The organism is Clostridioides sp. ES-S-0054-01, assembly GCA_021561035.1.
Taxonomy (GTDB): Bacteria; Bacillota; Clostridia; order Peptostreptococcales; family Peptostreptococcaceae; genus Clostridioides.
Map to the genome: position 1 here is coordinate 2,907,526 of CP067346.1, position 13,222 is coordinate 2,920,747.

Annotated in this window: 6 protein-coding genes and 1 pseudogene; all 7 read right to left on the minus strand. The window is 30.3% G+C overall.

Features of this window, described 5'->3' with window-relative positions:
- Nucleotides 1-10: 10 nt before the first annotated feature.
- Entirely contained in the window at nt 11-718 is a 708-nt protein-coding gene (locus JJC02_13540) for a PIG-L family deacetylase (GenBank protein UDN53913.1), read from the minus strand.
- Nucleotides 719-826: 108 nt separating this feature from the next.
- Nucleotides 827-1,783, minus strand: a pseudogene (locus JJC02_13545) (cell wall-binding repeat-containing protein).
- 524 nt (nt 1,784-2,307) lie between these two features.
- Nucleotides 2,308-4,650 carry a preprotein translocase subunit SecA gene (secA, locus tag JJC02_13550; GenBank protein ID UDN53914.1) on the minus strand — a complete coding sequence of 781 codons (2,343 nt, stop codon included), beginning with the start codon at nt 4,648-4,650 and terminating at the stop codon, nt 2,308-2,310.
- Nucleotides 4,651-4,886: 236 nt separating this feature from the next.
- Nucleotides 4,887-7,106: an S-layer protein SlpA gene (gene slpA, locus JJC02_13555; protein UDN53915.1), complete on the minus strand. Its 2,220-nt coding sequence runs from the start codon at nt 7,104-7,106 to the stop codon at nt 4,887-4,889.
- A 289-nt stretch (nt 7,107-7,395) separates the two neighbouring features.
- Nucleotides 7,396-8,994 carry a cell wall-binding repeat-containing protein gene (locus JJC02_13560; GenBank protein UDN53916.1) on the minus strand — a complete coding sequence of 533 codons (1,599 nt, stop codon included), beginning with the start codon at nt 8,992-8,994 and terminating at the stop codon, nt 7,396-7,398.
- A gap of 219 nt (nt 8,995-9,213) precedes the next feature.
- Complete coding sequence (locus JJC02_13565) at nt 9,214-10,815, minus strand: cell wall-binding protein Cwp11 (GenBank protein ID UDN53917.1); 1,602 nt, start codon at nt 10,813-10,815, stop codon at nt 9,214-9,216.
- A gap of 364 nt (nt 10,816-11,179) precedes the next feature.
- A complete protein-coding gene (locus JJC02_13570; GenBank protein UDN53918.1) occupies nt 11,180-13,045 on the minus strand; it encodes a cell wall-binding protein Cwp10 in 1,866 nt (621 codons plus the stop codon).
- Between the last annotated feature and the right edge of the window lie 177 nt (nt 13,046-13,222).

The window sequence follows — 13,222 nt, forward strand, 5'->3', positions numbered from 1 at the left end:
CTATTAATGTCTATGGAGCATGTACATATTGCATTTTCTTAGATTTTAACTCATCAAAATGCAGTTTTACAGAGTGATACCCAATTGCATAGCTGCCATTTTCAGGGTTCCACTTTTTATATGCATCCATAGCATTTAATAATTTCTCTTCTTGATTACTCAATACCTTCCATACTCTAACATTTGGATTAACTTTTTTAAAATCATTATAATCGTATGGTTCTACATAAAACCTTAAATCTTTTATTTTTCCTTCTTTATATAATTCCAATGCTGCTTCACCCAATGCCCTATGGTCTTCATGTATTCCAAGGGCCTTATATGGTGTTACTGTCTTCACTTTAGCATTAGGATATTTTTCTAGGTATTTTAGTATTATATCTCTTGCTTTTTCTTTGTTTAATTCTCCATCATGAGCCCTATTATCTTCTATATGTATATTATTTTCTTTAACTCCCAATGCTTTACAGCTATCTTTAAATTCCTCATCTCTCTTTTTTGAAAAATCACTTTCTGATAAAGAGTACTTATGCACGTCTTTAATATGATAAGAGCATGACCCTCCATCATCTAATACTTTTCTTATTATTGACTTACTACCATCAGTGCATAATATAACATGTGTATCACTTTTTTCTACATGTTCAATTATTGCACTACCCATACTTAATGTTTCATCATCTTGGTGTGGGGAAAAAAACAATGTTGCTTCTATCACTACTATATCCTCCTATCTGTCAAGAACACGTTATACTTTGATGTATATTATGTCGATAGAAAAAGATTCCTATAAATAATAAGGAATCCTTTTCTATATTGTTGATTATTACCATCCTAGTATTTTGCCTATTTTTTGGACTACAGTCAATTCAATTCCATTACCTATTTGAGTTACTTCTGCACCAAGATTTAATTTTTTACTAAGGACATTCTTTTGTGAGTCTGTTATGTCAGTTTTAGCTAGAAGTATCGGACCTTTACCTGCTGCTAGAGGTCCTGCTGCCAATGCATCTACTAGCATACCATTATTTCCATATCCATCTTTTGCTATATATAGTTTATCTAATTTGCCATAATATGTTTCTATAACTTTAGCATTGGTATCGTGTCTTGTTTCTCCTTCAACTCTTTGAACTTTTCTATCTTTATCAACATCAGCAAGTTGATTTTCAATTTGGCTAGGTACATTGTCAGAACCACCAACTATGCCAATCTCTTTTCCATCCATCAATTTGATAGCTTCTGCTGAGAGATCATTCCAGCCATTTACTATTATAGGAGCCTTAAGTTCAGCAGCTTTAGCAGCTATACTCATAGCATCAGCTTCACCTTTTGCACCTACTACAAATGCTTCTTTAAAAGAACTCATAGCTTTTGCTACTGCTACAGAAGTTGTATGTCTATCATCTCCAGCTATCCTTTGAACATTCTTAGTTATTGATTCTAATTGCTTTTTAGCTGTACTTGATACTGCTGACTCTCCACCTACTATATATATTTTAGCAGATGGATTTTTTTCAATTATATCTTTTATATAGTCTAAAGTTACTTTTGGTATTTCATTATCAGATGCTAATAATATAGGTGCTTTTTTAGATTGAGCTAATGGTGTAGCTGCTAATCCATCAACTAGTTTATTTGAATTAACTATAACTACATTATCAGTGTATTCCGTTTGTTTTGCTATAGCTACTGCAGTTTCATATCTATCGTCTCCAGCTATCAATTTAACCTTTGAATTTCCTTCTAATTCACCTCTAACATCTTTTAAATCTTTTTCATTTTTAGTTATTATTTGTTCATTTACTTGTGTAGCTTCTTCAGCAAAAATTGGAGCTACTGATGTGCTTACCATTGCAGCTGCCATAATTAAAGAAAGACTTTTTTTATTCATATATTTTCCCCCTAAAAAATTCAGTTATTTATCATTTTTTCCTTATTTACCAATTATAATATAATTTGCATATTATTTCAACAAACTGTAGATATTGTAATATTTGGATATTTTATTAATAAAAGTTAACAATAACAATTTAAATCTATTATTGTATACTAAAAAGTAACAAAATTGTAATTTTTTTTTTTTATCATAGAGATAACTCATGGACTTTTTATTATCTTTATAGTATAATATTAGATGGAAGAAAGAAATTTCAAGCATCTCTTTTTTCCGTATTTCTCACACAGAAAAAGAGGCTGACGTTCAGCCTCTTTTTCACTAATATAAACGTTTATTTATAAAACTATATTGCAAGATAAATTGTACTTTAATTTTAATATAAAAAAGTGACCCAAAGGGTCACTTTTTTAGTTAAACTTGTACAAATATTGTACTGTTGTTATCCTTATATTCTTATTCAAAGTTTCAAACATCTCATAACCTTCTATAGCATATTCTTTAAATGGATCTTTTTGTGCATAAGATTTAAGACCTATATATTGTCTTAGCTGATCCATTGCATCTATATGGTCGACCCAATAAGTATCCACAACTTGAAGTAATACTTTTTTCTCTAATTGAGCTAGTTCTTCAATTCCAATCATCATCTTTTTAAGATCATAAACACGCTTTGAAATCTGATAAGTTTGTTCTACTATTTCTTCAACGCTCTTTTTATCTAAATTTGGAATTAATAGAGTATCAGCTGGCATAAAAGTACTGTATAGATATTTAAAATATCCATGATAATCTCTAACTTTTTTTAAGTATTTTTCAGCTGCATCTTTAATAATATCCATAACCATTTTTTGTATCTCTTCTTCAATATCAGAACCATCCAGTACCTTATTTCTTTCATCATATATTACTTTTCTTTGCTCATTGATAGTATCATCATATTTTAGAACATTCTTTCTTTGTTCAAAGTTTTTACCTTCAATACCTTTTTGTGCTCTTTCTATTGCTCTATTTAAAGCCTTACTTTCTAATGCTTCATCTTCATTTGCATTCATTCTTTTTAATATCTTCTCTATACTTTTTCCACCATATAATTTTATTACTTCATCTTCTAAACTTACAAAGAATCTAGAAGTTCCAGGGTCACCTTGTCTTCCTGAACGCCCTCTAAGCTGATTATCTATCCTTCTTGTCTCATGTCTTTCAGTACCTATAACATACAATCCACCTAACTCTTTCACCTTTTCTTCTTCTTCTTTATCTCCAGCTCCAAGTGATATATCTGTTCCTCTACCTGCCATATTAGTAGCAATTGTAACGGAACCTAATTTACCAGCTTTAGATATTATTTCAGCTTCCTTATCATGTTGTTTAGCATTTAAGACTTCATGTTTTATCCCTTTCTTCTTAAGTAGTTTAGATAACTTTTCAGATTTTTCAATTGAAACTGTCCCTACAAGCACTGGTTGTTTAGTTTTATTTATTCTTATTATTTCTTCTACAACAGCATTGTACTTTGCACGTTCTGTCTTAAATACTTTATCATGCAAATCAGCTCTTATAACAGGCTTATTGGTAGGTATCTGAACAACATTAATCTTATATGTAGTTTCAAACTCACTTTCTTCTGTCTTTGCTGTACCTGTCATACCTGATAATTTAGAGTATAATCTAAAGAAATTTTGAAATGTTACTGTTGCCATGGTCTTTGATTCATCATTTATCTTTACACCTTCTTTGGCTTCAATTGCTTGATGAAGACCATCAGTAAACCTTCTTCCATCCATTATTCTCCCTGTGAATTCGTCTACAATTAATATCTCATTATCTCTAACAACATATTCAACATCTATATCCATTAATTTATGTGCTCTTAGAGATTGATTTACATGGTGAAAAATTTCTATATTATCTATATGAGTAATATTTTCTATTCCAAAAAATTTTTCTGCTTTACTAAGACCACTTGCAGTAAGTGCTATTGTGTTGTCTTTTCTATCCATTTCAAAATCTTCATCTTTTATAGTTTTTATAAAAGCATTTGCAAGTTCATATAGCTTAGTACCTTCGTCTCCTCCACCAGCAATTATAAGTGGAGTTCTAGCTTCATCTATAAGTATTGAATCAACCTCATCAACTATAGCAAAGTTCAGTTCTCTTTGAACTTTGTCTGAGTTCCGAGTTACCATATTATCTCTTAGATAATCGAATCCATACTCATTATTTGTACCATAAGTAATGTCACATTGATATTGTAATTTTCGTTCTGCTGGCTGTTGCCCATTAATAATTACTCCTACTGTTAATCCCAAGAATTCATACACTGGTTGCATAAGCTCTTTATCACGTTGAGCTAAGTAATCATTAACTGTGATGACATGTACACCTTTACCAGTCAATGCATTTAAGTAAACTGGAGCTACTCCCACTAGAGTCTTTCCTTCTCCCGTTCTCATCTCTGCTATTTTCCCTTGATGTAATACAATCCCACCAATTAATTGAACTCTATATTGACGCATACCTAATATTCTTTTTGATACTTCTCTTACAACAGCAAAAGCTTCTGGCAATATGTCATCTAAGGTTTCTCCTTTACTTAATCTATCCTTAAATACATTTGTCATACTTTTTAATGCTTCATCATCTAGTATTTTTATTTTATCTTCTAAAGCATCTATTTTATCTACTATATTATTTAATTTTTTAATTTCTAATTCATCTGTTTTGTCTAGTATTACATCTAAAACTGACATATTTAATTTACCTCCTAATTTGTTTTCCACTTACTATTATACATTAAAATGATACAATAGTAGACATTTATTTTAAGGTATAGTATAATAATGATACTTAAATAAATAATTACATCTTATTTTTTAAGTGTTTCTCACATTAAAAAGAGGCTAATTTAGCCTCTTTTTTTATCTGCATATGTTTAATTAAAAAAGGCTTCTCAAAAGAGAAACCTTTTTAATATATAGCATTTATATTACATATCTAATAATTCTTTTAATTTCTTAACAACTGAATCAGCTATTCCTTGTCCTACTTGAACTAAGTTTTTAGCACCATTGCCATTAACTGTTTTACTTATAGCTACATGTTGCTCAGCTGATAAATTATCAGTTGCTAATACTATTGGCGCTGGAGATGGAGTTCCAGTTACCTTATCACCATCATATACAGCACCAAAGTTTCCAGCTACCGCTGCTGCTGCTAAAGCATCTACTAATTGATCTTCCTTAGTAGAACCATCTTTTGCTAAGAAGTAATTCTCAACTCCATCTTTATCAAAGTATTCTTTTATAACTTCAGCATTAGTTGCTTGTCTATCTTCACCACTAATTCTTTCTGGAGATTTTCCAGTAGCATCATCTATATAATCTTCCATTTTAGCAGAAACACTATTTTCTCCACCGATTATATCAACTTGTGCATCATCTAAGAAATCTTCAGCTTCTTTAGATAACTTCTCAGCTTTTCCATCTACAACAATGATTGGAGTAGCTTCTCCACCTTTTAATTGAGATGCAACTGGTGCTATACTCATAGCATCTGCTAATCCTGTTCCACCTACTACATATGCTTTATCATCTATATCTATTTCATCAGCTATAGATAATGAAGTCTCATATCTATCATCACCTGATAATCTAGTTACTTTAAGACCCATATCTTTTAATTCATTTTCAACTGCTTTAGATACAGAATTTACTCCACCTGCTATGAAAACTTCTTTTTCATTGCTTATTCCAGTTGAAGAATTTAAATCCATAACTCTCTTTATTTCAGCTCTTACTGAAGAATCTAACTTATCTTTAGAACTTAATAGTAAAGGAGCATCTTTTTCTGCTGCTAAAGGAGATGCTACTAAACCATCAACTATAGCTTGAGAACCAACTAGTACAACACTATTTACTGGATTTTTATATAATGCTTTTGAATCAGTAGAGTTATAGAATTTACGGCTTAATTCTATAGCAGTTTCTATTCTATCACTACCTGCAACAGCTTGCACATTTGAGTAGCTGTTATTATAAGTTACTAAATCATCTAAATAATCTATTAAATCTTTTTCTTTTGAAGCTTTTAATACTATTTTAGCTGGTGCATTTTCATTTCCTAAGTCAGTTGGTGTTTTTGTAGATGCAGATAAAGTACCTAATCTTTTTCCTTCTGGATAAAGAGTTACTGTTAAATCACCATCAGTATCTCTCACTGCTACTTCGCTTACATGTTCAGCTATATAACTTAAATTGTCTTTTTCTGGATTACCATCGTTGTCAACTTTATCATCTTTAAATACATATTGTTTAGCTAAATCTTTAGCTTTTGTACTTGAGTTAGATTTAACATCTATTGTTTTTTCTACAGCTTTTATCACTTTAATTGTAACATCTTTAGTTTCAGGAGTAGAACTTCCTCCACTACTACTTGTAGTACTAAACTCTAATCCACTTACCTTAAAAGTATTTGCATTAAATTTAAATGCATTTGCTGATTCGCTTATCGATTTTATACTTTTTTCTTCGTCAACATTGAAAACTTGTTCTTCAAACACAATAGCTTTTGCTTTATCGTCTCCATCAGTTACACCAGTAGAAGCTACTTCACCATATCTTAGATCACCAAGATTTTTTTGTTTAATTGTAAGTGTATTACCATCAGATGATAATTGCGCATCCACAAGCTTACCTAATGTAAGAGGAGACGCTTTAGTTGTAACATCACCTGAAATTGTTACCATTCCTTTAGCTGAACCATCATCCTTTGCTTCATCAATGATTTCTTTAGAAGCATTATCTTCTATATCTTTCTTAGCTGCTTTTAACATATCTTGAGTCAGTTTTTCTGCTTCAGGTGTACTAGATTCCTCAGTTTTATATCTAACTGCAAATTCCACATACTTTCCATCACCTAAACCTTTAAGTTGATTTTTAGTAAGTGTCTCTAACTTATCACCAGCTTTTTCACCAGCATCTACAGTAGTTATAAATTCACCATCAAAATATATACTTACTTTTGTTATTGTTTCATTTTTTAAACCTGATTTTAATTCCTTAAGTAATTTTTCATACTTATCCTGAACTACTGTATACCCTTTACCGTCTACGTCTACGTTTTGATCAACGTCAGCAGCAAATACTGGAGCAGCAGAACCCACTACAGTAACAGCAGCCATAGCCATTGCTAAATTTTTCTTATTCATTTCTTAAATTCCTCCCAACATTATATTAATTACATCTCTTTAATTATGTACATTAAATTTCCATGTTCATATAATCCAAATATTTCTCACACTCTTATGATAGACTATATAAAATATAATTTCAATAATTTATGCAAAATTAATTGAAGTTTTTTCCAACAAATTAATTGTTTTTTCATCATTTTTATATTTTTTAAATTATTTTTTATAATTTTTTAAGTTATTTTGATTTTATATATCTATTTTTACAAATTCACTGCATATTTTCTAATATAAATTAATATAAAATCTAACTATTTAAAAATTCCATTGTCGCATTCACTTCTCCTTGCCTAGAAACATGCATACCAAATCCGAAACTATAAAATTCTTCTTTTAACATATTCTCATTATACTTAGAAGACTTCTTCCATAAATCAAAAATAGATTTAGCCATATCCTTTGCATCTTTAGAAGTATAAACAGACTTAACATTCATAGGTAGATATGCAATATTTTCACCACTTCTTGCTCCAAATCCAAAAAATACTTCAGCTGCATTTTTACCATCAATCTCATGAGCAAATACCTTCTTATCATCCATATACTTAGACCATGCACTTGCCATTCCAGCTAAAGAATCTAATTCCCTTAAAGTCTTCTTACCTTTTTCTTTTCTATATGAATTAACTAAGTTATACATTTCATTAGAAACCATAGCCTTAAACTCATAACTATTAGGGTCTTTTGTACTTGTATTTACAACTACCTTAACATTTACACTAATCTCACTCTTCTGACCTAAATTATCTACTACACTTATATTTAAAACATACGTACCAACCTTATTAACATCTACATTTCCTTTAATATCGGTCTTTAAATCGTTTCCATAATAATCAGTAGCAACTATATTCAACATACTATTATCAAACTTATCCCCTACAGAAATCTCAACATCATTAGCAGTTATCGTAGGCAGTGTATTTTTATCAGATACAGAACTAACACATTGGTCAACAACCTTCTTATCCATTCCACCTAAAGAAGTAACTTCATCAGCACCTCTAAGTACACTCTTATCACTTCCATCATCAACAAGTACTATAGGTTTTTCCTTAGCCAATGGAGAACCAGCCACAGCATCAACTAATTTATACCCTTGCGAAACATAAAACTTCTTTGTTCCCTTATAAAAGCGTTGTATAACCTTCTTATTAGTCTCAAATCTATCCTTACCAGCAATCCTAACAGAATTAGTCTTACTCACGAGTTCATTACTCATTATCTCCTCTGAGCCAAGAGAATAACACTGAACATCATCCACATTAAATGGTATACTCTTTCCATCAGTAAGTATCACTGGCACTCCATCTCTAGCAGCTACAGAAGATACACTCATTGCATCAGCCTCACCTGTATATCCATTTACAAGAAAAACCTTATCACCACTATTTACTGGTTTAATAGCTGAAATTTCCTTAGCTATAAGATAGCTAGTCTTTATTCTATCCTCACCACCAATTCTTTTGACCTCAATTCCCTTATTCTTAAGTTGATTTTCCACAGACTTACCTATAGTATCCTCTGTTCCTATAACATAAGCATTCTTAACGTCCTTTAATCTTTTTTCAACATCAGTTGGTATTTTATCTTTTTGTACCAACATTATAGGAGCTTTTGCAACTCCTGATAGTCCACTTGCACTTAATCCATCTACTATAGAATTATCAGTGTTTACTAATATGACTGTATCATATATTTGTTTGTCTGATATCAATGCAGAAGTCTCATATCTATCTTTCCCTTGTATCTTTTCTATGCTTGAAAGTGCATTGATATTTGTTGCCCCTGCCATTATTAATGATATTGTCAATCCTATCGATAATACTCTCTTATTTACCTTCATCGAACTCCTCCTACTAATTTTTTTATATAATTCAGCTAATTATAAATTACATCCTCAGTAGTGATTCCCTTAAAATTTATAAATGACTAAAATAAAAAACATCTAAAATACTATAATCTATAAAATAATAACAAAATAGACTACAAAAAGTACTTTAGATGTGATTTTCATTTTATGATATCAGTAAATTAATAAAAAAACAAGATTTATGGTAAATTTTTACAAACTACCCTCGTTACCATTTAAAAACTCTTGAGTAGCATGTACCTGACCGTCAGATAATATATAAAGTCCAAATCCGGTACTGGAAAAATCATCACTAAGCATATTTGCATTATATTCAGGAGACTTCTCCCATACTTCAAATATAGCCTTTGCCAAATCTTTTGCATCTTGAGTCGTTTGAACACTCTTAGAATCTATATAAATATATGCTATATTCTCCTCACTTCTCATTCCAAATTCAGAAAATACTTGTGGAGCATTTTTTCCATCTATATAATGTGCAAAAACTGCGTTATCCATCATATACTTAGACCACGCATTTGCCATACCTTCTAGCTTACTAGACACCACCAAAGGCTCTTTACCTTTTTCTTTTCTATAAGAATTGATTAAGTTGTACATTTCAGTAGACACCATTTTTTTAAATTCTGGGCTGTTGTAATCATGAGATTTATCATCTAACACTTTTATCTCTACTCTTTTTTCTATACTTTTTCCCCATTCATCTGTAGCCTTTAATGTCAATATATATGTACCTATTCTATCCGTATCTATAAATCCATCAACTTCGATTGGCAATACCCTCCCAGTGTTATCTTTAGCTACTATATTTAATTTGCCAGTGTCAAACTTTTCACCTCTATATATCTCTGTACTTCCAACTGTAATTGTTGGGGGTTGTCCATTTGACTTTGAAGCATTTATACACTGTTGTATTACTTTCTCATCTATTTCACCTATAGAAGTTATATTCTTAGCTCCTTCTAATACAGTCTTATCACTACCATCATTTACTAGTACCATTGGAGAGTCTTTAGTAAGTGGTGCAGCTGCTATTGCATCTACTAATTGATACCCATCTGATACATAAAATCCATCTGCACTTTTAAAAAAGTAGTCTATTACCTCTTTGTTAGTTTCAAATCGGTCAGTTCCTTGTATTCTTACTGAGTTTGTACTTTTTACTAGAGAATTACTCATTATCTCCTCCGAGCCTATACAATACGATGGAATATTTTTTACATCAAAAGGTACACTCTTTCCATCTGTAAGTATGATTGGAGCTCCATCTCTAGTAGCTACTGATGATACACTCATTGCATCTGCTTCTCCACTATATGCATTAGTTAAGAGTACTTTATCCACTTGTTTTATATTTGCTATTTCTTTAGCTATTAAGTAGCTTGTTTTTAGTCTATCTTCTCCACCAATTCTTTTGACTTCTATATTTTTAGAATCTAGTTCTTTTTCTACTGATTTACTTATAGTATCTTCTGTACCTATTATGTATGCTTTTTTGATATTTTTTAAACATCTATTTGTGTCTGCTGGTATCTTATTTTGTTGTGTAAATAGTATTGGCGCTTTTGTAGCACCTGATAATCCACTTGCACTTAATCCATCTGCAAGTGATTTTTCTGTATTTACTAAAATTACTGTTTCATAAGTCTGTCTATCAGCTATCTTTGCTGCTGTTTCATATCTATCTTTACCATATATTTTTTCTACTACTGATGATGCACTTACACTTTTGAAGTTTACCAAGATTAATGATACTGCTAGACCTAATGATAATATTTTTTTGTTCATTTTCATATCCCCCTGATGATTTTTATATTTTATATTTATAATGTTTTCATTTAAACTTCATTTTTCCTTTATTTTCTATATATTATAGAGTATATATGATATTAATATATTTCGTCTATATATTAATATTTTATTTTATTAAATTTAAAAAATTATTTTTATCTTCATTTTAAATATGCTCAAAAATAGAGTTTATAGATGAAAGATACCTGCTTCATTTAAAAAATAAACTTAATACTACTCAAATTATTATACATTTTAACTTCAATATTATTAAATTATCAACATAATAAAAATAAAATAAGAATGTACTTTTAAACATATAAATTTATATTTAAATACATTCTTATTTTTAATTTACTTAATATATTTATTTTTCAATTAAGCTCCTAATCTTATCTACTACAGATGAGGCTATTCCTCCGCCTACTTCAAACAACTTTGATGAATTTTTACCTTTTAATGACGATTCTTGTGATTTATCTAACGCATTTGTAGCAAGTATAACTGGTGAATTGTTTTTAGCTGCTAATGGTCCAACTGCTAAGGCATCTATAAGTTTATCTTGATTCGCAACTACAACTCCATCAAGTTTAGATTGAGAATAGAATTTGTCTATTACTTTGGCATTTGTCTCTTGTCTAGTTTGACCTGCTACTCTATTGTTTGATATATCTTTGTTTGCTATTTTTCCAACTTGCTCAATAGCCTTGTTGGATATTTTTTCTATTCCACCAATAAAGTATATATTTGACACATTATTTGATTTAATAAATTGTTCAGCTTCATTATCTACACCATCTTTTTGTGTAAGTACTATTGGAGTTTTTTCCTTACCAGCCAGTGATGCTATTGATAATGAATCAGCTTCTCCATTTCCTGCCCCTATATACAACTTGCTTACCTTATTTGTCTTATCTATTTCTTTTGCTATATTAATAGAAGTTTGATATCTTGTATCTCCACCTATTCTTTGTACTGATATTTTTGAATTTACAGCTTTGATAGCTTCAACAATTGAATTTGGCATTGAGTTATTTCCACCTATTACAATTACTTTTGATGGATTTAATCTTTTTAATTCTTCTACAGTTTTTTGAGGAAGCTTTTCATTTGATGATAAAAGAATTGGTGAGTTTTTTACACTAGCAAGTGGTGTAGCTGTAAGTCCATCCACCATACTTTTATCTTCTCCATTTACAATTACAACTGTATCTGATTTTGTCCAGCCACTTTGCGATATTTTAACAGCTGTCTCAAATCTATCAGCACCTTTTAATTTTTTGACTATGACATTAGATGTAGACTCACTTGAACTTCCTCCTCCAGAGCTTCCACCACTAGATGAGCCACCTGAATTACTTCCTCCACTATTATTATCTGGTGGCAATTCATCTGGTTTAGATAATTCATTTTCAACTATGTACTCTAAACTTTTTGGAAGCGTAACTTCAACATATTTGTTTATTGTAGCTTTTCTTCCTCTAGTCGTTTTTTGTGATAATCCAAGTTTTAATATTACATTTAAGCCACTTTCTTCTGTTTCTTTGCTAACAACAGAATAGTTTATCCTAATATTGTTTAATAAATATTCAAGTGCTTCACTTTTCTCTATCTTATACTTTTCAGGGTCACTTTTACTAGAGCCAGTTCCCCCAATTGGTTTTACTTCACTCTCATTAATAAGGGTAAATATTAAACTTTCATCTGAATTTATACTTTCATAATCCACTGTTTTATTGTTATATGTTACAATTTTTAAAGCTGGTTTATCACTTGTTCCATTCCCTAAAATTTTATAGTCAGCATTTGAGTTACTGCCAGATTTTTTTACAGATATTCTTCCTATATTCAATCTATTTCCATCTAGTAAATCTTCATTTGATGTAACATATATATCTAATGTAGTTGTATTACTTGATTTATTGTATTCTGCTCTACAAGTAGCATTTGCATTTCCACTTTTTATCTGAGATTTTATATTATCAGACCAAGTAATCTTTTCTTTCTGCTCATTATCTACTATTTCAACCTCACCTTGTACTTTTATACTAGCTTGAAATGAATATACTATATTTTCTACTGAGTCCACAGATATGTCTATGGTATTTACTTTCTCATAAGTTTTTGTTCCTTGTAAAACTGGTTCTGCATATGCACATGTAGCACTACCAGTTACAGCTACTGCCATAGTTGACACTGCTACGGTTCTTATAAAAGATTTTCTTTTACTCATTAACACCCGTCCTTATCTATCATTAGCTAGATGGATAAAATTGCTTATCCACCTAGCTTTTATATTTAATTTATAAATTATCCTAAACTTATAGTTACATTTATATACTTTACTTTTAACATCTACTCTTTTAAAACTATTCTAGTATCTACTCACATTAAATATACAATGTTAGCA